This is a genomic window from Streptomyces sp. AP-93 (assembly GCF_022808175.1).
Lineage (GTDB): Bacteria > Actinomycetota > Actinomycetes > Streptomycetales > Streptomycetaceae > Streptomyces.
On record NZ_JALGBX010000042.1, the window covers coordinates 21807 to 46789 of the forward strand.

Below are 24983 nucleotides of genomic sequence, written 5' to 3' on the forward strand. Positions count from 1 at the left end.
GCAGGGGGGTGACCTTTCGGCCACGCGGCTCCTGCGGGTCGGGCAGGTGCCCCGGGGTCCACGGGCGCGCTCCCTGCCGAGGGGTGGTCCGTGCGGGGCCACTCGGCCGCGGGTGCGGGGTCCGGCTGCCGCCGGGTCGAAAAACGGGCCCGCGGGTCCCGGCGGAGGCCTCCCGTGGCCTGCTCCCCGCCAACTTCCGGTCGCCGCAGGCGAAACGCGCCTCCGCCGCGCGTTCACGTGTTCTCCGTTTCTGCTTCACCGATCCGTGTGCCCCAGAGTCCTACGCCCCGTGGATTGTCATGCCCGCGGCCATGGGTGGGTGGCCGTTTTCCGGCCACGCACGGCTTGTGGGGAAAGGGGGCGGTCCGGTGTCTCAGCCACGTTTTCTGTTCGTGTCCTGGGTGGACGTAGAAAGACGTCAGGCGCCTGCGCCGACGGCGGGGGGATCGCACGGAGTGTGCGGGGACGGCGGCCACGGCAGCCACGGCGGCGGGCCCGACGCCGTGACCTGGCGCCTGGTCGGCTCCAACAATCACGAACTCGGCCGCAGCCCTTCCGTGTTCCGTGCGCTGGGCGCCTGCGGTGCGGCCGTGGAACGGCTCCGGGAGCGGATCGGCGAGGCCGTCCCGATCGTGGCGATGTCCACGGGTGCGGTGGCCGCTGCGGGTACCCGTGGGGTGGGGGGCGCGGTCCCGGGTGGCTCCGGCTCCGTGTCCGGCTCCGGCACCGGCTCCGTGTCCGCGTCCGGCATCGGCGCCTGGACCTGGCAGCTCGTCCTCGACGAACAGTGCGTGGCCGTGGCCGTCCGCACCTTCCGTCGCCAGCGCGAATGCCGGCACAGCCTCCAGCTGTTCCTGGCCGCCACCGCCGAGGCGCAGGTGGCCTCCGGCGTCACCCACACCCGGCGGCTGCGCGGTCTGCGGCTGCCCGGCGCCGGGGACGCGCCGGGGCTGGCCCTGCGCGGGGGAGGCCTGCGGTGACCATGACCACGGTGATCCCTCCGGCCGCCCCCGGGGACGAGCACATCGCCCCGCGCGCCCTCACCAAGAGCGGCGATCCGGCCGACCGGATCTTCCGCGGCTCGGCCCGCACGGCCGGCGCCGCCGTCCTGCTCATCATGGCCCTGGTCGGCGTCTTCCTCGGCGGCCGCGCGCTGCCGGCCCTGGACGACGCAGGCTGGGCCTTCCTCACCACCTCCGCGTGGGAGCCCGACTCCCACAACTTCGGCGTGGCGGCGGTCCTGGTCGGCACCCTGCTCATCGGCGGCGTCGCGATCCTCTTCGCGCTGCCGCTGGCGATGGGCACCGCCCTCTACATCACCGAGTACGCGCCGCGCCGCATCAAGCAGACCCTGATCAGCCTGGTCGACCTGATGGCCGCGGTGCCCAGCGTGGTCTACGGCCTGTGGGGGCTGTTCCTGTTCCAGCCGAACGTGGTCGGCCTGTCCCGCTGGCTCACCACCTACCTGGGCTGGTTCCCGCCCTTCGCGGTGGCCGGTGACGACCCGGGCGATCCGCTCAACCCCAACACCTTCTACACCTCCTCCACCTTCATCGCCGGCATGGTCGTCGCCCTGATGGTCACGCCGATCGCCTGCTCGGTGATGCGCGAGGCCTTCGCCCAGGCGCCGCCCGGCGAACGCGAGGGCGCCTTCGCGCTCGGCGCCACCCAGTGGGGCGTCATCCGCTCCGTCGTCCTGCCCTTCGGCCGCGGCGGGATCATCGGCGGAACCATGCTCGGGCTCGGCCGCGCGCTCGGGGAGACCATCGCCGTCTTCCTGATCATCTCCCCGGTCTTCGTCATCCAGCCGCACATCCTCGAGAACGGCGCCATCTCCGTGTCCGCCCTGATCGCCCTGCGCTACGGCTCGGCCAGCCCCCTCGGGATGTCCGCCCTGATGGCGGCCGGCCTCACCCTCTTCCTGATGACCCTGGTGGTCAACTTCATCGCCTCCTCGGTCGTGGCCCGCAGCCGCTCCGGAGCGGGGGCCGACGCATGACCGCCCTGACGCACAGGCCGCACGGCCCGGGTGCCGCCGGCGCTCCGGGAACTCCGGGAACCCCGGGAACCCCGGGAGCTACAGGGGCTCCGGCCGCTCCGGAGGCGCCCGTCGCCACCGTCCGTCCGCCCGTGGTGCTCGACGGCGCCGGCATCCCTCCCGAACACCGGCGCAACACCGCGACCCTGCACGTCCGCGACGTCCTGGCCATGGTGGGCGCGGCCGCCTCCGCGCTCGCCGTGACCGCCCTGCTGTTCGGCCGGCTGCTGCCCTTCAACGCCCCCCTCGGCTTCATGGTCGTCCTCTACCTGGCCTTCATGGCCCTCTACGCCGTCCTGGTGTCCCTCGACGAGTCCGCCGCCACCGTGCGGGCCCGCCTCGCGCAGGTCCTCGTGCACAGCGTCGCCGCCCTGCTGCTGGCGGCCCTGGTGTTCGTCGTCGGCTACGTGCTCATGCGCGGCTGGGACGCCCTGGCCCACCTCAACTTCTTCACCGAGGACATGGCGGCCACCGGTCCGCTGGAGCCGCTGACCCAGGGCGGGGCGCTGCACGCCATCGTCGGCACCCTGCAGCAGATCGGCATCGCGCTGGCCGTGACCGTGCCGCTGGGGCTGGCCTGCGCGGTGTTCCTCAACGAAGTCCCGGGCCGCTACGCGCGGTTCGTCCGCACCATCGTTGAAGCCATGACAGCGCTGCCCTCGATCGTGGCCGGCCTGTTCGTCTACGCGACCTGGATCCTGCTGCTCCACTTCGACAAGTCCGGCTTCGCCGCCGCCCTCGCGCTGTCCGTGATGATGCTGCCGATCGTCATCAGGGCCTCCGACGTGGTGATCCGGCTGGTGCCGGGCTCGCTGAAGGAGGCCTCCTACGCCCTGGGCGCCGGCCAGTGGCGCACCGTGTGGACGGTGGTCCTGCCCACGTCCCGCTCCGGACTGACCACCGCCGTCATCCTGGGCACCGCCCGCGGCGTCGGGGAGACCTCCCCGGTGCTGCTCACCTCGGGCATCGCCAACGGGCTCAACGCCAATCCCTTCGAGGGGCCGCAACTCTCCCTTCCGCTCGCGGTCTTCAGCCTGGTCCAGTCCCCGGAGAAGTCCATGATCGCCCGGGGGTTCGGCTGCGCCGCCCTGCTGATGGCCCTGGTGCTGCTGCTGTTCGTGCTCGCCCGCCTCATCGGCGGCAAGGCCCCGGGCCAGCTCAGCCGTGGTGCCCAGCACCGCCGGGTCCTCGCGTCGGCCCGTGACATGGAGCGGATGCGGGCCCGGGCCGCCGAGCGGGACCTCGCTCCGGCCGAAGAAGAGGCCGGGGGGCCGGAGCCACGGGGGTGGCAGGCCGTACCTCCGCCCCGGGCGTAGACCGCCCCGCCCTTCGCGGCCCGCGCCGCGTCCATTCGTACGATCTGTGACCGATCAGGAGAGTTACCCATGCCCGGACGACCCCCGGCATACCCCGTGCGTGCCCCTTCGGGCGACCGCGCACCCGCCCGGCGCGGACGCCTGCTCGTCCGCGGACTCGCGCTGCTCCTGGCGGCGCTGGCCGCCGTCCTGCCCGGCGCGGCGCCCGCCGCCGCCGAGAGCTACGTACCGGTCTCCGGCGCGGGTTCCACCTGGAGCCAGAACGCCCTCGACCAGTGGCGGGCCAACGTCAGGCAGTACGGCATGACGGTCAACTACAGCGGTACGGGATCGTCCGACGGCCGCAACCAGTTCCGCAACGGCACCGTCGACTTCGCGGTCTCCGAGATCCCCTACGGGATCAAGGACTCGGGGGTCGTCGACCCGCCGCCCGCGCGGAAGTTCGGCTACATGCCGATCGTCTCGGGCGGTACGGCCTTCATGTACAACCTCAAGATCGGCAACCGCCGGGTCACCAACCTCCGGCTGTCCGGCGAGGTCGTGGCCAAGATCTTCACCGGTGGGATCACCACCTGGAACGACCCGGCGATCAAGGCCGACAACCCGGGCCTCGCCGCCTCCCTCCCCGCCCGCAAGATCGTCCCCGTCGTGCGCTCCGACGGTTCGGGCACGACGGCCCAGCTCACCAAGTGGCTGAGCACGCAGCACGGTTCGCTGTGGGACGCCTACTGCGCCAGGGCCGGCCGTTCCACCCCCTGCGGGCAGACCTCCAACTTCCCGACCATCGCCGGCCGCGGGTTCGTCGGCCAGTCCGGCTCCAACGGCGTCTCCGGCTACGTGGCCCAAGAGGGCAACATCGGCACCATCACGTACGTGGAGTACTCCTACGCGGTCTCCACGACGGGCTTCCCGGTCGCCAAGATCCTCAACAAGTCGGGCTACTACACCGAGCCCACCGCGCAGAACGTCGCCGTGTCGCTCGGCAAGGCGCAGATCGACCCCGTCGACCTCACCCAGAAGCTGGAAGGCGTCTACACGGGTGACGACCAGCGCACCTACCCGCTCTCCAGCTACAGCTACATGATCATCCCGACCGCGCAGGAATCGAACTTCAACCCGCAGAAGGGCAAGGCGCTGGGCGCCTTCGCCTACTACTTCCTCTGCGAGGGCCAGCGCTCCGTCGACCGGCTCGGCTACTCGCCGCTCCCCATCAACCTCGTCCAGGCCGGCCTGGAGCAGGTCCGCCGCATCCCCGGCGTGACCGTGGCCAACATCGACATCAAGAACTGCCGCAACCCCACCTTCTCGGCCGACGGCAGGAACACGCTGGCCGAGACCGCCCCGATGCCCGCCGCCTGCGACAAGCAGGGCCCCACCCAGTGCGAGACCGGCACCGGCGGCAACAAGACCCCGACCCAGACCGGCAGTTCCGGTGGCGGCGGGACGGCGGCCTCCGGCGGCGCCGCGGCCTCCGGAGGCGGTACGGGTGGTGCCACGGGCGGCGCCGGCACAGGTGGTACGGGCTCGGGCTCCGGCGGAGCCACGGGCGGCTCCGCGGGCGCGGCCGCGGGCGGCACGGGCGGAGCCGGCGGTGCGAGCGGCGCCGCAGCCGCCACCAGCGGTACGGGTGACGGCTCGGGCAGCGGCGGCGCGGACGGCGGGGGAGTCGACCCGGTGACCGGGCAGCCCCTCGCGGCGGGCGCGGCCGACCTGTTCGGGATCCCCGTCACCACCTCGACCGGCATCGGCGGGACCCTGCAGAGCGTCCTGATGGTGCTCGGCGCCCTGATCCTGCTGGCCGTCACGGTCGCCCCGCCGCTGCTCACCCGGCGCCTGACGCGGCGCGGCCGCACGGGAGGCGGGTCCTGATGCGCACACCGTTCCCGAAGCGCCGGATCCGGCTGTTCTTCGGCTCGCTCTGCCTGGTGCTGCTCCCCGTGGTCGCCACCTCCGGGCCCGCCGGCCTGGGCCCGCAGGCCGCGTACGCCGCCGGCGGGGAGGGCTCCGAGGTCACCGTGTCCGGGGCCGGCGACTTCGCCGGCCTCAAGGTGACGGTCGGCCAGACCCGCAACCTCGTCGGCCAGGTCGTCAAGATCTCCTGGACCGGTGGCAAGCCCACCGTCTCCGACACCGCCTACAGCGCCAACTACCTCCAGATCATGCAGTGCTGGGGCGACGAGGCCACCGGGCCCGCCGTCGACCAGTGCCAGTTCGGCGGCTCCTCCGCCCTCGGAGCGGGCGCGGGCAGCCAGGCCGGGGCCTACACCAACACCCGCCAGCTCAACTACGGAGCCAACCTCCAGGACGCGGAACACGAGCCGCTGCCGCCCCCGACCCCGAGCGGGATCTCCTACGCCCCCTTCCGCACGGTGGGCGGGGACCCGGTCAGTCCCGGCAACTGGAACGAGTTCTACGACGTCAACAGCACCAACGAGGTTCCCTACGCCCGCACCAACGCCCGCGGGACCGGCGAGGTCTGGTTCGAGACCCAGACCGCCGTCGAGGCCCCCGGCCTCGGCTGCGGCTCCGCGGTCCCCGGTACCCAGGGCGCCGTGACCGGCCGCGGCTGCTGGCTGGTGATCGTGCCGCGCGGCGAGAAGGAGGTCGACGGCAGCCCGTACACCGCGCAGTCCGGCGGCCAGCTCCAGTCCTCCCCGCTCAGCCCGGCCAACTGGAAGCAGCGCATCGTCGTCCCGCTCGGCTTCGAACCCCTGGGCAGCTACTGCCCGATCGGCGCCGAGGAACGCGGCACCATCGGCAGCGAGATGGCCGCCGAGGCCGTCACCCGCTGGCAGCCCGCCCTCTGTCAGACCGGCGGCAAGGCCATCTACGGCTACGCCCAGGTCCCCGACGAGACGGCCCGCGTCAAACTGCTCTCCGGGACGCCCGGACTGGTCTTCCTCGGCCGGCCCGCGCCGGTGGACCCCGAGCGCAAGCCCGTCTACGCACCCGTGGCCCTCTCCGGCATCACCATCGGCTTCTTCATCGAGAGCCAGGCCGGATTCCAGGCTCCCGACGAGGTCAGGGCCCGCAACGGGACCCGGCTCGGCACCCTTCGGCTGACCCCGAGGCTGGTGGCGAAGCTGCTGACCGAGTCCTACCAGGACGGCAACTCACGCTTCGCCGAGAGCACCGCCAAGAACCCGGTGAACCTGGGCCACGACCCGGAGTTCATGCACCACAACCCCGACTACGCGGGGCTGGACTTCGGCGGCAAGCTCGGTGACGCGCTGGTCCCGCAGCCGCTCGCCGACAGCACCCGGCAACTGTGGGACTGGGTGGCCCGGGACCCGGCCGCGCGGGAGTTCCTCGACGGCACGCCCGACAACACGGGCGCGCACGGGGACGCCTCGTACGCCGGCATGGCCGTGAACCCGAACTACCGGGGGCTGGCGGTGCCGCTGGACACCTTCCCCAAGAGCGACCCGTACTGCCAGCCCTTCCCGGAGGAGCACCCGGAGTCCCCGCTCTGCATCCAGGACAAGCACCCCTACGCCACCGACATGCACGCCGCCGCGCGCGCCGCGAGCCGCGGGGACACCCTGGCCCGCACCTCCTGGGACGCCACGGCGACCCCGCCCGCCTACAAGAAGGACCCGCCGCAGCTCGCCGGTTCGCGCGCCGTGCTCGCCGTCACCGACACCGCGACCGCCGACCGGTACGGCCTGGTGCGCGCCGAACTCCTCAACGCGGGCGGCGAGTTCGTCGCCCCCGAGCCGGCGGCCCTGATCGCCGCCGCGAACGCCCGCAAGGCCGGGGCCGACGGGGTCAGTTTCCCCGACCCGGCGGCCGCGGACCCGGCGGCGTACCCGCTCACCGTCCTCACCTACGCCGCCACCGTCCCCGCCGACCTCACGGAGGCGGAGGGCAAGGACTACGGCGCCATGCTGGCCTACGCGGCCGCCCAGGGGCAGACCCCGGGCGTGTCCGCGGGCAGCCTGCCGCACGGCTACGCCCCGCTGCCGGAGGCCCTGCGCGCCCAGACCCGGGCGGCGGCGCAGCGGGTGAGCACCGAGGCGGGCAAGAAGCCGACACCGGCGCCGGAGCCTTCGGCGCCGGGCAGCCAGGCCCCGGGCGGCGCCGGCGGTACGCCGTCCGGCCCGGGCGGCGCGGCAGCCCCCTCGGACTCCGGCGCGGCCGGTACGGGGACCTCCGCCTCCGGAGGCTCGACGGCGGGCGCCGGCTCCGCCGCGGGCGGCGCGGCCCCGACCGTCCCCGCCACGGCCTCACCCAGTGCCGCCGCCGCGGCCACCACGGGCGGCGCGGGGGCCACCGGCACCTCGGGCGCCCCGGCGGCCCAGGCGACGGGGGCCACCCCGGACTGGGTGGTCGGAGCCATCCGCAACGTCCTGCTGATCTGCCTCGTGGTCGGGGCGCTCGCGGCCTTCGCCGGACCGGTGCTCCCGCGCTTCCTGCCCAGGGCCGTGCCGTGGCTGCGGTCGCTGCGCGGCGCGGCGGGGGGAGCGGCCGTGGCGTCCGGAGGGCCCGCGGACCTTCCGGCGGACTGGGCGACGCACAAGAAGGCGGGCCCCAGGGACTGGAGCCCGCCGGACCAGGACTGACCGAAGCGGACGAGGACTGACCGAAGCGGACGAGGACTGACCGAAGCGGACGAGGACTGACCGAAGCCCGCATCCCGTCCCGCGGCTCCCCACGACGAAAGGAGGTGGTGCCCGGCGACAACCGTCTGACCAATCCGCGCCAACGGAACTTCATCCCACGCGCGCCGGGCACCACCCGGGCGCAGCCTAGCTGAGGGGTCATCCCAAGTGAACAAGAAGAAGATCGTCTTCGGCGTCTCGGCAGTCGCTCTCGCGGCCACCATCGCCGGAGCCGGCCTCGCCGCCGCCGACCCGTCGGGCCCGCCGCCGTACCGCCAGCTCTCCGGCGTCGGCTCCGACACCACCCAGGACGTCATGAACGGCCTGGCCGCGACCATCACCGTGGGCGGCCAGAAGGTCATCGGCTCCTACGACTCCACCGGTTCCGCCAACATCACCACCAAGGACCCGGCGGTCAACGCGAACTGCACCATCGCCCGCCCGAACGGCTCGGGCGCCGGCCGCTCCGCGCTGCTCACCTCCCTCCAGGCGAGCAACGGCTGTCTGGACTTCGCCCGTTCCTCCTCGCTGAACCTGGCGGCGGCGGCACCGGGCCTGACCTACGTGCCCTTCGCGGTCGACGGCGTCAGCTACGCCATCACCCCCGGGTCGGCTATCCCGCGCAAGCTGTCGCTGGCCGACCTGAAGGCGATCTACCACTGCGACCCGAACTACGTGGGCACGGGCCCCAACTATGCGATGACGGTCTACCTGCCGCAGGCCGGCTCGGGCACCCGCAGCTTCTGGCAGTCCCAGATGGGGATCACGGACGCCGACGTGGTCGCGGGCATCTACCCCTGCATCAAGGACAAGAAGGGCACCACCCCGGTGCAGGAGCACGACGGCCGTCTCCTCGACGACAAGTCGATCGTGCCCTTCTCCATCGCCCAGTACCAGTCGCAGTCCTCGCAGACGATCGCGGACCTGCGCGGCCGCGCCATCCTCGGCACGGTCGACGGCACGGCGCCCACCGTCCTCAACAGCGGGTTCGGCGTGAAGCGCGACGTCTACAACGTGATCCCGACCAACAAGGTCGCCACGGCTCCGTGGAGCACGGTCTTCGTCGGCCCCAACTCCGAGATCTGCAAGCAGACCTCGGTCATCAACACCTACGGCTTCGCCACCAGCCCGAACTGTGGCGACACCACCAAGCAGACCCCGTGACCCTGATCGCCGCCCGAGCTTCACATTCTGGAGACGTTGTGCTGAAGAACAGAGTTCTGCGGACCATGGCCCTGGGGGTCGCCGCCGTGACCACCGCCTTCGCGGCGGGTCTGGCCGGGGCGAGCGCCGCGTACGCCGCCCCGATCGGCACCCTGGAGATCAACCCGGCGACCGGCGCGGACACGTCCGGCATCGCCTTCACCACCTCGGCCGCCTGCCCGGCCAACGCCACCAACGTGCTGGTCACGGTGGCGGGTTCCGGCTTCCCGGCCGAGGGCCTGAACGTGGTCGGCAACTCGCCCATCGCGACCTACCCGACCGCTGCCAACGGCGGCATGGTCATCCCGTTGACCTCCACCATGCGGGACTACGCCAGCCAGGCGGGCTTCACCACCCTCCAGGGCAAGTACGACTTCACCGTGATCTGCCGGACCGCCTTCAACGGCACCAGCCTCGGCGACTACACCGGCGCGATCTGGTTCACCTCGAACACGACCTACCAGAACACCGACCCGGCGGTGAAGACCGACACCGTCACCTCGCTCGCGGTCACCCCGGCCGGCCCCGCGCAGGCGGGCACCCCCGTCACCATCACCGCGGGCGTCACCCCGGCCGGCGCCGGCGGCACCGTCCAGTTCAAGGACGGCGCGGCAGACCTGGGCACCCCGGTCACCGTGAACAACGGCACCGCGGCGCTCACCACGTCCAACCTGACCGCCGGTACGCACAGCCTGACGGCCGTCTTCACGCCGGCGAGCGCCTCGTACAACGGCTCGGCCTCCTCCGCCGTCTCCTACGTGGTCACGGCCGTCCCGGCCACGACCACCACGACCGCCCTGGCCGTCTCCCCGGCCGGCACCGCGCCGCAGTTCAGCCCGGTGACCCTGACCGGTACGGTCACCCCCGCGGGCGCGGCGGGCGCGGTGAAGTTCACCGACACCGTCGCCGGCTCCACCGTCACCCTGGGCACCGTCCCGGTGGCGAACGGCACCGCGGTGCTGAACACCAGCAGCCTCCCGGTGGGCGACCACTCCTTCACCGCCGTCTTCGTCCCGGCCGACGCCGGCGCCTTCACCGGCTCCGACTCGGGCGCGATCCCGTACGTGGTGGGTGCCTTCGCCGGTGTCTCCGCCTCGGAGACGATCACCACCACCGTCAACTCGGGCGCGCTGGCCATCAGCGTCGCCAACCCGCAGGTCACGCTGCCCTCGCCGGTGCTCAACGCCGACGGGGACCTGCTGACCACGGCCGGTTCCATCAACCCGGTCACCCTCACCGACACCCGCGCCGGCAACCCGGGCTGGACCGTCAGCGGCCAGGTCACCGACTTCTCCGACGGTGCCACCCACGCCATCAACGGCCAGAACCTGGGCTGGACCCCGAAGCTCGTCGACAAGGCGCCCGCGCAGACGGTGACGGCAGGTTCCGCCGTTCCCGCCGCCAACGGCGTGGCCGGCGGAGACTCGGGCACGGCGGGCCTCAAGTCCGCCCGCACGCTCGCCAACGGCACCGGTCTCGGCACCGCGCACGTCACCGCCGACCTGGCGCTGAACGCCCCGACCTCCACGGTGGCCGGTACGTACTCCGCCACCCTGACGCTCACCGCCATCTGATCCAGGCGTGAGCTCCGGGCCGGAGCGGCCCGCGCCGTCCCGCGGCCCCGCTCCGGCCCGCCCCTGACGTCTGGATCCGTCGCAGCCGCCCCGGCTGCCCGCCCGCCACGGCCTTCCCGCCGCAGCCGCCTCGCACTGCCTGCCTGCCTGTCTGTCTGTCTGCCCGCCCGCCGCAGCCGCCGCCCGCCGGCCCGCCGCAGCCCTTCTCCGGATCGGACGCCCGAGCCATGAACCCCACCGCCCCCGCCACCCGGCGCGGCCGCCGTCCCGGCCCGCCGGCCCCGGCCGCCCCGCTCCTCGCCCTCCTGCTCGCGCTGCTCGCGCTGGTCTTCGTAGCGCCGGCCCAGGCCGCGGCCTCGGCCCCGGCCGCTCCCGGGGAGGACCGCAAGTCCACCTTCGGCGTGCAGCCCGCCGGGCCGAAGGGGCCCGACGCCCGGCCCCACTTCTCCTACGGGGTCACCGGCGGAGCCACGACGCGCGACCAGATCGCCATCTGGAACTACGGCGAGCAGCCGCTCACCCTCGCCGTCTACGCGAGCGACGCCGTCAACACCGTCGACGGCGGCTTCGACCTGCTCCCGGCAGGCCAGGCCCCGAAGGACGCCGGCAGCTGGATCAAGCTGGACAAGGACAAGGTGACCGTCCCGGCCAAGAGCAACGTCATCGTGCCCTTCACCGTCACCGTCCCCCGCGAGGTCACCCCCGGGGACCACACCGGCGGGATCGTCGCCTCGCTCGCCGCCGGAGCCCAGGACGCCCAGGGCAACAAGGTCAGGCTCGACCAGCGGGTCGGCGCCCGCGTCTACGTACGCGCCGCCGGGACCCTCACCCCGCGCCTGGAAGTCCAGCAGGTCACCGCCTCGTACGAAGGATCCGCGAACCCCTTCTCGGAGGGCTCGGCGACCGTCACGTACACCCTGAGCAACACCGGCAACGTGCGGCTCGGCGCCCGGCAGGCCGTACGCGTCAACGGCCTGTTCGGCACCTCCGTCACCGCGGACGGGGTGAAGGACCTCGGCGACCTGCTGCCGGGCACCTCGCTGACGATCACCGCCAAGGCCGACGGGGTGGCCCAGGTGCTGAGGTCCTCCGCCGTCGTCTCCGTCCAGCCGGTCGCCGCCCGCGACGGCGTGGACCCCAAGCTTCCGTCCCTGACCCGATCGGTGTCGCTGTGGACGGTCCCGTGGGCGCTGCTCGCGCTGGTCCTCGTGATCACCGGGGGCGGGCTGTGGGTGTGGCGCCGCAGGCGCCTGGCCCGGTCCGCGGCCGCCGCGGCCGCCGCGTCGGCCCGCCGGAGCGCCACCTCCCCTACGAACGAACGCCAGAACGCCAAGAAGGAGTCCATCGTGCAGTTCACCCGCCCCAGCCGGCGATTCGCGGCAGGCGCCGCGACCGCGGCCGCCGCCCTCGTGGGTCTGGCCCTGACCGTGCCGACGGCGGCCCAAGCCGCCGCCGCGGCCGGCTCGGCGAAGATCAACCCGGCCACCGGCAACGACGGCAGCAGCGTCGACGTGACCACGTCGGCCGCCTGCCCGGAGCCCGCCACGCACATCCTGATGAAGGTGGCCGGCAAGGGCTTCCCGGCCGAGGGCCTCAACGTGGTCGGCAACTCGCCCATCACCACGTACCCGCCGGCGGAGACGGGCGGCATCGGCATCCCGCTGACGATGACCATGCGGGACTACGCGAACCAGGCCGGCTTCACCACCCTGGAAGGCCGCTACGACCTGACGGTCGTGTGCCGCAAGGCCTTCGGCACGGAGATCTACGGGGAGTTCGCGGCCTCCCTGTGGTTCACCTCCAACACCGAGTACCAGACGACGGACCCGGGGACGGGGAACCCGACGCCCACCCCCACGCCGACGCCCACCCCGACACCCACCGCCACGCCCACGCCGACGCCCACCCCCACCGCGACGCCGACGCCGACCGCCACCCCGACGCCGACCCCCTCGGAGTCGGCGTCCCCCGCCCCCACCCCGTCCGAGACGCCCTCCCCGTCCGCGTCGGCCTCCACGGGTACGACCACGAGCGGCGGCAGTGTGGGCGTCTCCACCAACGTCTCGGGCGGGGCCGCCGGCGGCTCCGGCGGCCCCGGCGGAGGCCTGGCCAACACCGGCGCCAACGCCACCACGCTCGGCCTGCTGAGCGCGGGCCTCGTGATCACCGGCGGAGCGTTCGTCTGGTGGGCCCGCCGCCGCGGCCTGCTGACCTTCTCGGGCAACTGACCGGTTCCGCCGCACCAGCCGCACCAGCCGCATCCGCCGCACCCCCGTAGCACCGCCGCACCCCCGCAGCACCCGCACCCGCATCCGCATCCGCGTTCGGAGAAGACACGATGACAGCCACCTCCACCCCGCCGGTGGACGTGCGCCCCGACCCCGCCGGAGCCCCCGAGGCCCCGGCGGGGCGTACGGGCCCACCCGGCCTGTGGGCCACCGGCGCGGCCCTGGCCATCCTGGGCGCCCTGCTCCTCGGCTTCGTCGCGGAAGTGGGCCCGCTCGGACACCTCCGCCACGAGCGGGACCGCCGGGTGGGGTACGCACAGCTGCGGGAACAGCTCGCCAACGCCACGGCGCCGCTCGGCCCGACCACGCCCGGTACTCCCGTCGCCCTGCTGGAGATCCCGCAGATCGGGCTGCGCGAAGTGGTCCGCGAGGCGACCACCTCCGGGGTACTGGCCTCCGGTCCCGGCCACCGGCGCGACACGGTCCTGCCCGGCCAGCCCGGCACGAGCATCCTCATGGGCCGCCAGGCGGGCTACGGCGGCCCCTTCGCCCACATCGCGGACCTGGCGCGCGGGGAGACCTTCCTGGTCGTCACCGGCCAGGGCGAGCACACGTACAAGGTGCTGGGCGTCCGCCGCGCGGGCGACCCGCAGCCGGCCCGGCCGACCGGCGACGCGGCCCTGCTCACGCTCATGACCGCGGACGGCACCCCGTACATGCCGCACGGCGTGGTGCACGTCGACGCCGAACTCACCACGCCCGTCCAGCAGTCCGGCGGCCGCACTCCGGGGCACCTGGCCGCGGACGAGGCCCCGCTCGGGAGCCAGACCTCGGCCTGGTTCCCGCTGATCCTGTGGGCGCAGGGGCTGCTGCTCGCCGCGGCGGCCCTGGCCTGGGCGCGGATCCGCTGGGGCCGCGCGCACACCTGGCTGGTCGGCTTCCCCGTACTGGCGGCCCTCGGCCTGGCGGTCGCCGACCAGGCCGCACTCCTCCTGCCCAACCTCCTGTGAACGAGGCCGTGATGACGACGCAGACGATCCCCCTCCCGGCGCTCCCCGCAACAGGGGCGTCCACCCTCGACGCCCGGGACATCTCGGCGTGGTTCGGCGGCCGCAAGGTCCTGGGCCGCGTCTCCCTGACGATGCCCGGCGGCCAGGTCACGGCCCTGATCGGCCCCTCGGGCTGCGGAAAGTCCACCTTCCTGCGGATCCTGAACCGGATGCACGAGCTGATCCCGGGCGCCGAACTGGCCGGCGAGGTCCTGCTCGACGGAGAGGACGTCTACGCCCGCGGCCGGCGCCTCACCGACGCCCGCCGGCGGATCGGCATGGTCTTCCAGAAGCCGAACCCCTTCCCGGCGATGTCGGTCTACGACAACGTCACGGCGGGCCTCAAGCTGACGGGCACCCGCGCCTCGGGGGCCGAGAAGGACGCGCTGGTGGAGGAGTGCCTGACCAAGGCCGGGCTGTGGAAGGAGGTCCAGGACCGGCTCCGCCAGCCGGGCGGCGCGCTCTCCGGCGGCCAGCAGCAGCGGCTGTGCATCGCCCGCTCCCTCGCGGTCCGGCCGCGGATCCTGCTGATGGACGAACCCTGCTCGGCCCTGGACCCCACCTCCACGCGCCGCATCGAAGAGACCGTCCGCGAGCTGGCCGACGAGGTCACCATCGTGATCGTGACGCACAACATGCAGCAGGCGGCCCGGGTTTCCGACCAGTGCGCCTTCTTCCTCGCGGAACAGGGCACGCCCGGCCGGATCGTGGAACACGGACCCACGGCGGCCATGTTCTCCACCCCCGCGGACCCGCGCACCTCGGACTACGTCCAGGGCCGCTTCGGCTGACCCCGGCGGCTCCGTCCCGTGACGGATCACTACATTGGTGCCCATGCCTACGCTGCCGCTGCCTGTGATCCTCTTGCTGTCGGGAAGCCTGCGGGCCGGCTCCTCCAACGAGACCGTCCTGCGCACCGCGCAGGCCGCGGCCCCCTCCCGGGTGCGGACGGTCCTCTACGAGGGGCTGGCGGACCTCCCGCACTTCAACCCCGACCGGGACGCCGATCCGCTGCCGGACCCCGTGGCCGGGCTGCGCGCGGCGATCGCCGGGGCGGCCGGGGTGCTGATCTGCACCCCGGAGTACGCCGGCACCCTGCCGGGTTCCTTCAAGAACCTGCTGGACTGGACGGTCGGCGGCACCGAGATCTGCGACAAGCCCGTCGCCTGGGTGAACGCGGCGGCCCCGGGGCGCGGCCAGGGCGCGGAGGCCACGCTGCGGACCGTGCTCGGCTACACCGGCGCCGACATCAGGGACGCGGCGTGCGCGCGGATCCCCGTGGACCGCAGCACGGTCGCCGCGGACGGGACCATCACCGACGAAGCCGTACGCGCACGACTCGCCCAGATCCTCACCCTGCTGGCGGACGAGGGCTAGGAGGCGTCTTGCGGACCGGGTTTGAGGCGGCGCAGGGTGTAGCCCTCGTGCGCCGGGTCCAGGGGCTTGGTGGCCTCCTTGAAGAGGTGCTCGGCCCGCTCGTAGGACAGCCGGCGCCGGCCCGTGTCCGGGCACAGATCGGCGGGCCCGGGGGTCCGGGCCGGTCCGGGCCGCCGGTCGGTGAGGAACACCGGGCCCCGCGTACGGCCGGCCAGCAGCAGCGGCAGGAGCCGGGCCGTACCGGAGCGCCAGCTCACCCACGTGCGGCCCGCGCGGGCCCGGCGGTCCTCCAGGTCCAGGTCCTCCACGTTGAGGGACAGGACGGTCTTCACCCCCGCAGCCGATTCGTGCAGGAGCCGCCACAACGTCTGTTCCCGCAGGGGCACTTCGGGGTCGCTCCAGAGGGCGTCGAGCTGTACGGGGCCCAGGGCGGCGGCCCGGGGGCGGGGCTCGGTGCGCCGCTCCAGCCCGGCCGCGAGCCCGTCCAGGCCGGCCCAGGCGCCGAAGGAGCGTACGGCCGCGCGGTGCCGGTTCCAGGTCCGGGCCGCCGCAGCGCCCCAGGCGGCCGCGCACACCCGTGCCACCTCCTCGGCCGTCAGCCGGGACAGCGGCGTGGCGTCGCCGAGGTCCAGGCGCAGCCGCCGCAGGGTCTGCCCGTACGAGCGGACCGTCGCCGCGTCCAGATCCGCCCGGCCCAGGAAGCCCTCCGCGGCCCGGCCGAGGACCGGACCCGGTGCGGGACCGGCCGGGCCGCCGGTGGCGGGGACCTCCTGCGCGCGCCGGAGCAGGAAGGCGCGCTCGGCGGCGTTCTTGGCGAGGGCCGCCGCCCGGAGGAACTCCCTCCGTGCCTCCGGGCCGCGGTCCAGGCGCAGCAGCAGGTCTCCCCGGACGCTGGGCAGGAGGTGGTAGTCGCGGAGCACGGGATCGGCGACCAGGGAGTCCACCAGGTCGAGGCCTACCTGCGGCCCGTGCGCCATCCCGAGCGCCACCGCCCGGTTGAGCTGGACCACCGCCGTCGGCAGCAGCCGCGCCAGGGCCCCGTACAGGGCCGCGATCTGTGCCCAGTCGGTCTCCTCGGCGGTGCGTGCCTGCGCGTGGCACACGGCGATCGCCGCTTGCAGCATGTACGGGCCGGGGGCCCCGCCGGCCTCCCGCGCGCGCAGCATCGCGGTGAAGCCGCGGCGGACGAGGAGCTGGTCCCAGCGCCCCCGGTTCTGCTCGTGGAGCTGGACGGGCTCGCCCGAGGGGCCGGTGCGCGCCGCCGAACGGGAGGCCTGGATCTCCATCAGCGCGACCAGGGCGTGCACCTCGGACTCCCGGGGGGCCAGCTCGGCCAGCAGCCGCCCCAGCCGGAGCGCTTCGAGGCAGAGTCCGGGCCGCATCAGATCGTCGCCGGAGGTGGCCGAGTAGCCCTCGTTGAAGATCAGGTAGACGACCTCCAGTACCGAGGACAGCCGCTCGGGCAGCTCCGTCTCCTCCGGCAGGTCGAAGGGCACGTGGTGCTCGGCCAGCGTGCGCTTGGCCGCGGCGATGCGCCGGGTGACGGCGCTCGCCGTGACGAGGAAGGCCCGTGCGATCTCCTCGGCCGTCAGGCCGCCCAGCAGCCGCAGGGTGAGCGCCGCACGGGCCTCGGCCGGCAACACGGGGTGGCAGGAGAGGAACATCAGCCGCAGGACGTCGTCCGGTTCGGCTTCCTGCCGCTCCTCCAGCTCGTGGGCGAGCTGTTCCTGCTTGTCCGTCAGCAGCCGGGAGCGCCGGATGTGGTCGACCGCCCGCCGTTTGGCCGTGGTCGTCAGCCAGGCGCCGGGGTTGTCCGGGACCCCGGCGCCAGGCCACTGTTCGAGCGCGGCCACGAGCGCGTCCTGGGCCAGTTCCTCGGCCAGGCCGACATCGTGCACCATGCGCGTGAGCGTGGCGATGATCCTGGCCGATTCGAGCTTCCAGACCGCGTCGATCGTCCGCGAGGTGTCCGGCACGGATCAGGGGCCGAAGACCTGCTGGACCACGCTCTCGCCGTCACCGACGATCCTGCGGAAGCGGCGGGCCAGCTCGATCGCCTCTTCCCTGGACCGGACCTCGATCAGCGCGAAACCGGCCACGGCCTCCTTGGCCTCGGCGAACGGCCCGTCCGTCACGGTGATCTCCTCGCCGGCGGAGGTCACCAGGATGCCGCCCGGTTCCAGGCCGCCCGTGGCCAGCAGGACGCCGGCCGCCGTCAGCTCCTCGATGAACTTGCCCATTTCGGTGTACAGCCGCTCGTCGGGGGCGGTGTCGGAAGGCTTCGTCGTCATCAGGTAGCGCATGGGGACTCCTCGTCTCGTGGTGCCGAGCTGCTGCCCGCACCTTGCCTACACGTCGAACCGGCCATGTCACAGGGAACGCGCCCGTTCCCTGTCACTTTTCTGATTCGACGTGTCAGCGAGAACCGAACGAGAGCCGCATACGACGAAACCGAGAGGCACCCGCCATGAGCACCCGGACCCCCACCGCCACCGTCTCCACCGCCCCCTCCTCCGCCACCCGCTCCTCCTCCTCCTCCTCCGCCACCACCCGCTCCCTGCTCACCTGCGCGGTCGTCGCCTCGCCGCTGTGGGCGGTCGTCTCCCTGACCCAGGCCGCGACCCGCCAGGGCTTCGACATCACCCGCCACCCGCTCAGCGCGCTGAGCAACGGCGGCCTCGGCTGGCTCCAGATCACCAACTTCCTGCTCGCCGGAGCCCTCCTCGCCCTCGGGGCGACCGGCCTGCGCCGGGCCCTGCGCGGTACACCGGGAGGCACCTGGGCGCCACGGCTGGTCCGGACCGCCGGCATCGGCATGATCGCCGCGGGCGCCTTCGTCATGGATCCGGTCGACGGCTTCCCCCTGGGAGCCCCCTCCGTGGAGACCGCCACGCTCACCTGGCACAGCTATGCCCACTTCGCCGCCGGGTCGGTCACCTTCACCTCGCTGATCGCCGCCTGCTACGTCCTGGGCCGGCACTTCGGCCGCGCCGGGAACCGCCCGTACGCGATCGCCTCCCGGGTCGCCGGTACCGCCCTCCTGCTCGGCAACGGCTGGGCCATGGGCGGCGGCCGGGCCGGCACCCTGACCCTGGCCGTCGGAGCCGTCACGGCGCTCCTCTGGGTCTCGGTGGTCGCGTACCGCAGCCGCCGCGGCGTCTGAACCGCCGGGCACACCGGCACCCGCAGCGGCGACGGCCGGGAACCGTCGCCGCGGAAGGCCGTGGCCTGCACGACGGCGCCGCTGCCCGCCCCACGGGCGTGCGTGTCGATCACTGGATAGACTTGCCGCGGGAGGCGCCTGATGGGCACGGCAGCGAACCAGGGCCTTTATACGGGACGGGCCTCCGGCCTGATCGGCAGGCAGATCGCCGGCTACCAGATCGAGCGCATCATCGGCCGGGGCGGGATGGCCGTCGTCTACCAGGCGAAGGACCTGCGCCTGGACCGTACGGTCGCGCTCAAGCTGATCGCCCCGGAGCGCGTCCGGGACGAGGTCTTCCGGCGCCGCTTCGCCCACGAATCCCGGGTCGCCGCGAGGATCGACCACCCGCACATCGTCCCCGTCTTCGAAGCCGGGGAGACCGACGGGGTCCTCTACATCGCCATGCGGTACGTCGTCGGGCCGGACCTGCGGGCCCTGCTGGACCGGGAGGGACCCCTGCCCGTGGCGACCGCCCTGCGCATCGCCGGCCAGGTGGCATCCGCGCTCGACGCCGCCCATGAGCACGATCTGGTGCACCGGGACGTCAAACCGGCCAACATCCTGGTCGCCGAGGGCACGGACAGCGACCACCCGGAGCACGTCTACCTCACGGACTTCGGACTGACGAAGAAGTCGCTGGCGCTGACCGGGTTCACCTCGGCGGGGGAGTTCGTCGGCACGATCGACTACGTGGCGCCGGAACAGATCTCGGGGCGCCCGGTCGACGGCCGGTGCGATGTGTACAGCCTCGGCTGTGTCGTCTACGAGTCCCTCGCCGGCGGGCCGCCCTTCGTCCGGGACGACGCCCCCGCGCTGCTGTGGGCGCACCAGTACGACGAGCCGCCTCCCCTGACGGAGAAGCGGCCCGATGTCCCGGCGGCGGCCGACGCCGTACTGGCGAAGGCGCTGGCTAAGGTCCCGGAGGACCGTTACGACTCCTGCCTGGAATTCGTGGCGGCGCTGCGTGCCGCGACCGCCACCGCACCTGCCCGGCGGAGGGCTCCGCAGCCCGGGGATCCGGGGAGCGCCCTGCCGGCGGTGGAGCCCAGGGAGCCCCCGGACTGGGCCCGGCCGGTGTTCACAGCCCCAGGGAGATGGCCAGGCGGGTCATTTCCGCCGTGGTGTTGATGTTCAGCTTGGCCCGGATGCGGCGCAGGTAGGCGTCGACGGTGTGCTTGGAGAGTCCCATGGAGCGGGCCGTCTGCACGTAGGTGCACCCGGCGGCGATGTGGCGCAGGGCCTCCTGCTCACGCGGGGCGAGGGCGGCTGCGGGGGCTTCGGCTTCGGTGTGCGGCGCGACCAGGGTGAGGCTCATGGGACTTCCTCCGCTTCGGCTCAGTCATCACGGCTGCTCGCACCTTTGAAAGCAGAGGACATGTCCACGAATGTGAATGTATGTCCGTGTTAAAGAGCATGTCGGGGGAAGTTCATCGACCTGTCCGTCGTCTGTCACGGGCGTGTCACAGGGAAGGGGAGAAGGTCCTCCGACCGTCCTCTGAAGGTCCTCTGAAGGCCTTCTGAAGGTCCTCAGAACTCGACGAGGGACTGCTCGGCCCAGATGGTCTTGCCGAACAGGGTGTGCCGGGTCCCCCAGCGCTGGGTGAGCTGCGCGACCAGCAGCAGGCCGCGCCCACCCTCGTCGAAGATCCGGGCACGGCGCATGTGCGGGGCGGTACCGCTCGCGTCGGAGACCTCGCAGATCAGCGTGGTGCCCTCGTGGATCAGCCGGAGCTGCACGGGCGGCTCGCCGTAGCGGATGGCGTTGGTGACCAGCTCGCTGACCACGAGCTCGGTGACGAAGGCGGCCTCGTCGAGCCCCCAGACCGTCAGCTGGTCGGTGGCGTTGCGGCGGGCCTGCCCGACGAAGGAGGGGTCGGAGGGCAGGTCCCAGACCGCGACCTTGTCGGTGTGCAGGGCCCGGGTCCGGGCCACGAGCAGGGCCACGTCGTCGTCGGGGCGGTGGGTCAGCAGAGCCGTCAGCACCCGGTCGCAGACGGTGTCCAGGGTGGAGGCGGGCCGGACCAGGGCCGCGAGCATGGTGTCCAGGGCCTGGTCGATGTCGTGGTCCCGGGCCTGCAGGAGGCCGTCGGTGTACAGCGCGAGGAGGCTGCCCTCGGGCAGCTCGACCTCGACGGTCTCGAAGGGCAGCCCCCCCAGGCCCAGCGGCGGCCCCGCCGGGACGTCGAGGAGGTACGCGGAACCCTCGGGGGAAACCACGGCGGGCGGGGGATGACCGGCCCGGGCGGCGGTGCACCGGCGGGTCACCGGGTCGTACACCACGTAGAGGCAGGTGGTGCCGATGCCCCCCGCCGTCTCCCCGCCCGTCTCGTCCGCCGACAAGTGGATGATCAGGTCGTCGAGGTGGGTGAGCAGCTCGTCGGGCGGCAGGTCGACGTCCGCCAGCGTGCGCACCGCGGTGCGCAGCCGGCCCATGGTGGCGGAGGCGCGCATGCCGTGGCCGACGACATCGCCCACGACCAGGGCCACCCGGGCTCCGGACAGCGGGATCACGTCGAACCAGTCGCCGCCCACACCGGCCTCGCCGCCGGCGGGCAGGTAGCGGGACGCGATCTCCAGCGCCGACTGCACGGGCAGCGTGTGCGGGAGCAGGCTGCGCTGCAGCGTCATGGTGCTGGTGTGCTCCCGGACGGTCCGGCGCGCACGGTGGATGCCGGTGGCCGCCCTGACCGCGAGCTCCTCGGCCAGCCGCAGGTCCTCCGGGTCGAAGGGCTCCCGGCCCTGGTGACGGCTGAAGAGGGCCAGGCCGACCGTGGTCCCGCCGTCGCGCAGCGGCACCAGCATCATCGAATGGGTCCCGTGCTCGCTGATCCAGCCGGCCCCGGGATCCTGCGCGGCCCACCGGACGACGGCCGGGTCGGCGGCCCCGTACACGGAGCCCCGCCCTGCGGACAGGCACTCCACGGGGGGTGACAGCGCCGGGTAGACGGCGCTCTCCCCGACCGCGAACCGGGACTCCTGGCTCGCGCCGAGGACCGACCGTACGGCGCTGCGCGACACCGTGAGCGCACCCGTCCCGAGGCTCCGGGCCGGTCCCTCGCCGCGCGGGGAGGGTTCCAGGAGGTCGACGACCGCGAAGTCGGCGAGCCGGGGGACGGCCGCGTCGGCGAGTTCCTGCGCCGTGCGGGCACTGTCCGGGGCGGTGCCGGTGTGGGCCGCTTCGGTGCGGGCCACGTCGGTGCGGGCCACGTCGATGCGGGCCGCGTCGAGGTCCGGCGGGAGCGTCCGGTGCGGGGCGGCGTCACCCTTGGGGCTCTCCTGCGCGCTCAGGTACACGGCCCGTACCCGGCCGTCCGGACCCGGTACGGGAGCCAGCGAGGTCGCCCAGCCGTGCGCCGCGCCCCCGGGCGGCCGGACGAAGCCGTCCACGGACTGCGGCTCGCCCGTCTCCAGCACCCGGCGCATCCCCCGCTCGGTCTCCTCGCTCACCGGGTCGGGGGCGATCTCCGTCAGGCGCAGCCCGCGCATCTCGGTCTCCGTGAGGGAGAGCGTGCGGTGCATGCCCGCGTTCGCCCGCACCAGCCGCAGGTCCCCGTCGAAGACCGCCATGACGCAGGGGGACCGGTCGAAGGCCCATTCGCCCAGGGGGCCGTCCCAGGACGCATCGGGCGCCCCCGCCACGGCGGACACCACGAACCACTCGGCCGCCCCGCCGGCGGCCGTCCTGCGGTGCGCGAGCAGTCCCGCGTCCAGTCGGCGGCCGTCACGGTGGCGCAGCGGGACGGTGCCGCTCCAGCGCTCCTGCCCGGGCCCGACCGGCGGCGTCGCAGCGCCCCTACCGCCGGGTCCGCCGGGCCCGGGTCCGCCGGGCCCGGCGGACCGGTCCGCGAGCAGGTCCGCGGCGGGCCGTCCCACGACCTCCGCGGGCGCGTAGCCGAGCAGCCGGCGGGCATCCTCGCTCCACCCGGTCACGATGCCCTGCTCGCTGACGGTGGCCGTGGCCGTGTACGCCGCCGGGGAGACGTGCGTCGTCCGGGCCGGCCGCTCACCGGGTGGGGTGGGAAGTTGCTCCATCGCCGCTCATCTCGCCTTCGCTGGCCAGGGGCTCCACTGACAAGCATGATCCGGCGCGGCAAGGAGCACCAACGCAGTGCGGCCTAGGGTGTGGGCCCCGGCCGCCAGCGGCGTACGGTCCGCCGCGTCGAGTACGGCGAGTACCGCGCCGACGCGCTGGTCCAGCAGCTCGGGGCCTTCGGCGCCGCGGGCGCCTGCGATGCTCCCGGCGTTCGCGGCGCGCTCCGCGGACCGGGAGCGGGACCGGGACCGGGACCGGGAGCGGGAGCGGGAGCGGGAATGCGGCAGCCGAGTCCGATTAGGGCGATGTCGGTCATGGCGGGTCCGCCTTCGCTCCGGATGGCGCGTCGCCCCTGCTCTGCGCAGGACGGTCGCTTTCCACCACCCTGCCCGGAGGCGGTGCGGAGCCGTAGACCCGACTGTTCGTTACTTGACAGGCGCCGGGATCAGGGCTGCAGGGATCAGGGCTGGCCGGCACCGGGCGCCGCGACCGCCTCCTGGAGGTGGGCGGCGATCATGGCGACGTCGTTGGCGATGTCGAGGATGCCGCTCGGGTCGGTCGTCGGGGTCGAGGCGCCGGTGACGCCGGCGTAGAACACGTCGAAGCGGCCGTCCCCCTTGTCCAGGTAGCCGGCGATGGTGATGGCGCCGATGCCCAGCCGGTCGTTCAGGGCGTCCAGTCCGACGGCGGCGCCGGTCTTGGCGAACACCTTCCCGCGCGCCGGGCAGTCGCGGCAGTTCTCGGCCAGCAGGCCGTCGACCCCGAGGACGGGCAGCGACTCGCGGAAGCGGCGCGCCTCGGGGGAGCGCAGCCAGTACGTCAGCATCTGGATCTCCGCCTGCGGCGTGGACCGGTCGACGGGGTTGCCGCCCCGCCCGTCCAGGAGCTGCACCTGGGCGCGGTCCACCTTGGCCTCGTCCAGGAAGGAGGCCAGGACGGGGAAGCCGTCCATGCACGCGCGGCTGCCGGTGGTAACGGCCATCAGGCACATGCCGAGGTTGGCGCCCAGGTTGTGGCTGACCTTGAGGATGAGCTTGGCGTAGTCGGCGAAGGGGGGCGAGGTGTAGGCGGCCACCCGCGCCCGGCCCTCGTAGCCCGCGGGCAGCCGGTCCACCGGGTTCCCGCCCGCCGGATCCGCGGTCACGTCCACCCCGGCCCGTTCGAGGGCCTCGATCAGCGCGGTCCGGCCGAAGGCCGCCGGGTCGGTGATGGGGGAGACCTTCAGCACCGGTGCGGCGCCCGCCGCGATCGTGCCGGACAGCCGGATGCGGGTGCCGTTGTCCGAGGTCGTGACCGTGACGGCCGTCGGCTTGCCCGCCGCCACGGTCTTCACCGTCGAGGTGACCCGGTACGGGGCGACCTTCGGCCGCCAGTCCAGCCGGGCGGGAGCGTCGGCGCGGTCCCCGGGGGTGGTCGTCAGGTCGATGAGGTTGTCGTTGACGATCAGCGGGGTCGGGGTGGGGATCAGGACCGGCTCGGGCGCGAAGAGCCGGTCGTCGACGATCACGTTCCCGTCGACGCGGGTGATGCCCGAGGCGCGCACCTGGCGCGCGAGGAGGTCGATGCCGGCGAGCGGGTTCTGCGGGGTGAGCGTGGCACCGGGGACGTCGTCCGCGTAGGTGTGGTCGAGGTCGGTGAAGGCGACCGTACCGTCGGGGCGGGTCCTGCCGCCCAGGGTCAGATCGCCTTGGGCGACCAGGGCGAGATCGCCGGTCAGGGTCGCGCCGCGCCGCTCGCCGACCGCGTAGAGCGGTGTCACGAAGCGGTGGTCGGGACCGAGGGCGTGCCAGGCACCGGAGACGCTGAACAGCTTGGCCGTGGACCCGGGGATGAAGAGCTGGTCGGGAAACCGGCTGTGGACGGTCCGCCCGGTGTCCGGGTCGACCTGGAGGAGGCCCCACTGGGCGTTGCGGTACCCCGGCTTCCGCATGATCTCGGTGATCCGGGGGTCGAGCGGGTCGGAACCATCCGTGCGGGAGGGCGTGGGTGTGGGTGTCGGCGTCGGTGTCGGCGCTCCGGCGGCCGTGCCCGCGGTCAGGAGCACGAGCAGGAGGGCCGCGCATCCGGCAGCCGTACGCCGCCGCAGGGACCGGGGGTGCGTTCCTCTTGGCACGGCGGGCCCCGTTCGTCTCGGCGGCGGGCTCCGGAGGCGTCACCCGGTCGCGTGGATGCGGTACGCAGGGTTCAGCCAGCGTGGCACGCCCGCATCCGGCCCGCACTTCGCGCCCACGGGTGGGGGCCGCCGCGCGTACGCGACGGCCCCCACCGGTACGGGTCGGACGGTCAGCCGGTCCTACGTTGTTGTGTGGGTTGGACGGGCCAGTCGTAAGGTCCAGAGATCCAGAGACACCGGGTATGG

Annotated in this window: 18 protein-coding genes; 13 read left to right on the top strand and 5 right to left on the bottom strand. The window is 73.6% G+C overall.

The genetic code is table 11. The features are described from left to right. The first annotated feature begins 455 nt into the window (after positions 1-455). The 11 genes from MTF69_RS40155 (at position 456) to MTF69_RS40205 (ending at position 15386) form a co-directional block, all read left to right on the top strand. Complete coding sequence (locus MTF69_RS40155) at positions 456-980, top strand: hypothetical protein (RefSeq protein WP_243341744.1); 525 nt, start codon at positions 456-458, stop codon at positions 978-980. Positions 981-982: 2 nt separating this feature from the next. After that, complete coding sequence (pstC, locus tag MTF69_RS40160; RefSeq protein ID WP_243341765.1) at positions 983-1999, top strand: phosphate ABC transporter permease subunit PstC; 1017 nt, start codon at positions 983-985, stop codon at positions 1997-1999. Positions 2000-2130: 131 nt separating this feature from the next. Beyond that, positions 2131-3354, top strand: coding sequence for a phosphate ABC transporter permease PstA (gene pstA / locus MTF69_RS40165; protein WP_243341745.1), 1224 nt, complete (start codon positions 2131-2133; stop codon positions 3352-3354). A 69-nt stretch (positions 3355-3423) separates the two neighbouring features. Beyond that, positions 3424-5223 carry a phosphate ABC transporter substrate-binding protein PstS gene (pstS, locus tag MTF69_RS40170; RefSeq protein ID WP_243341746.1) on the top strand — a complete coding sequence of 600 codons (1800 nt, stop codon included), beginning with the start codon at positions 3424-3426 and terminating at the stop codon, positions 5221-5223. Then, on the top strand, positions 5223-7916 hold the full coding sequence (locus MTF69_RS40175) for a hypothetical protein (protein WP_243341747.1): 2694 nt from the start codon (positions 5223-5225) through the stop codon (positions 7914-7916). The genes pstS and MTF69_RS40175 overlap by 1 nt, the downstream gene beginning before the upstream one ends. Positions 7917-8123: 207 nt before the next feature. Beyond that, positions 8124-9119: a substrate-binding domain-containing protein gene (locus MTF69_RS40180; RefSeq protein ID WP_243341748.1), complete on the top strand. Its 996-nt coding sequence runs from the start codon at positions 8124-8126 to the stop codon at positions 9117-9119. A 38-nt stretch (positions 9120-9157) separates the two neighbouring features. Then, positions 9158-10732, top strand: coding sequence for an Ig-like domain repeat protein (locus MTF69_RS40185; protein ID WP_308401516.1), 1575 nt, complete (start codon positions 9158-9160; stop codon positions 10730-10732). A 227-nt stretch (positions 10733-10959) separates the two neighbouring features. Beyond that, on the top strand, positions 10960-12960 hold the full coding sequence (locus tag MTF69_RS40190) for a WxL protein peptidoglycan domain-containing protein (protein WP_243341749.1): 2001 nt from the start codon (positions 10960-10962) through the stop codon (positions 12958-12960). Positions 12961-13070: 110 nt separating this feature from the next. Beyond that, a complete protein-coding gene (locus MTF69_RS40195; protein WP_243341750.1) occupies positions 13071-13970 on the top strand; it encodes a sortase in 900 nt (299 codons plus the stop codon). Between the two features lie 11 nt (positions 13971-13981). After that, positions 13982-14800: a phosphate ABC transporter ATP-binding protein gene (locus MTF69_RS40200; protein ID WP_243341751.1), complete on the top strand. Its 819-nt coding sequence runs from the start codon at positions 13982-13984 to the stop codon at positions 14798-14800. Positions 14801-14843: 43 nt separating this feature from the next. Then, complete coding sequence (locus MTF69_RS40205; RefSeq protein ID WP_243341752.1) at positions 14844-15386, top strand: NADPH-dependent FMN reductase; 543 nt, start codon at positions 14844-14846, stop codon at positions 15384-15386. Here the strand turns inward: MTF69_RS40205 and MTF69_RS43630 are convergent. Continuing rightward, complete coding sequence (locus MTF69_RS43630; RefSeq protein WP_243341753.1) at positions 15383-17362, bottom strand: RNA polymerase sigma factor; 1980 nt, start codon at positions 17360-17362, stop codon at positions 15383-15385. The genes MTF69_RS40205 and MTF69_RS43630 overlap by 4 nt on opposite strands. A 3-nt stretch (positions 17363-17365) precedes the next feature. Next, positions 17366-17689, bottom strand: coding sequence for a YciI family protein (locus tag MTF69_RS40215; protein WP_243341754.1), 324 nt, complete (start codon positions 17687-17689; stop codon positions 17366-17368). A 164-nt stretch (positions 17690-17853) separates the two neighbouring features. Here MTF69_RS40215 and MTF69_RS40220 point away from each other — a divergent pair, with 164 nt between their 5' ends. Together MTF69_RS40220 and MTF69_RS40225 are read left to right on the top strand one after the other, a co-directional pair. Continuing rightward, a complete protein-coding gene (locus MTF69_RS40220; RefSeq protein WP_243341755.1) occupies positions 17854-18549 on the top strand; it encodes a DUF998 domain-containing protein in 696 nt (231 codons plus the stop codon). Positions 18550-18690: 141 nt separating this feature from the next. After that, positions 18691-19719: a serine/threonine-protein kinase gene (locus MTF69_RS40225; protein WP_243341756.1), complete on the top strand. Its 1029-nt coding sequence runs from the start codon at positions 18691-18693 to the stop codon at positions 19717-19719. Here the strand turns inward: MTF69_RS40225 and MTF69_RS40230 are convergent. The 3 genes from MTF69_RS40230 to dacB form a co-directional block, all read right to left on the bottom strand. After that, positions 19670-19906: a response regulator transcription factor gene (locus MTF69_RS40230; protein ID WP_243341757.1), complete on the bottom strand. Its 237-nt coding sequence runs from the start codon at positions 19904-19906 to the stop codon at positions 19670-19672. The two genes, MTF69_RS40225 and MTF69_RS40230, sit on opposite strands and share 50 nt — an antisense overlap. Before the next feature lie 212 nt (positions 19907-20118). Then, positions 20119-22623 carry a SpoIIE family protein phosphatase gene (locus MTF69_RS40235; RefSeq protein WP_243341758.1) on the bottom strand — a complete coding sequence of 835 codons (2505 nt, stop codon included), beginning with the start codon at positions 22621-22623 and terminating at the stop codon, positions 20119-20121. Between the two features lie 461 nt (positions 22624-23084). After that, positions 23085-24737, bottom strand: a complete 1653-nt coding sequence (gene dacB, locus MTF69_RS40240; protein ID WP_243341759.1) for a D-alanyl-D-alanine carboxypeptidase/D-alanyl-D-alanine-endopeptidase — start codon at positions 24735-24737, stop codon at positions 23085-23087. Between the last annotated feature and the right edge of the window lie 246 nt (positions 24738-24983).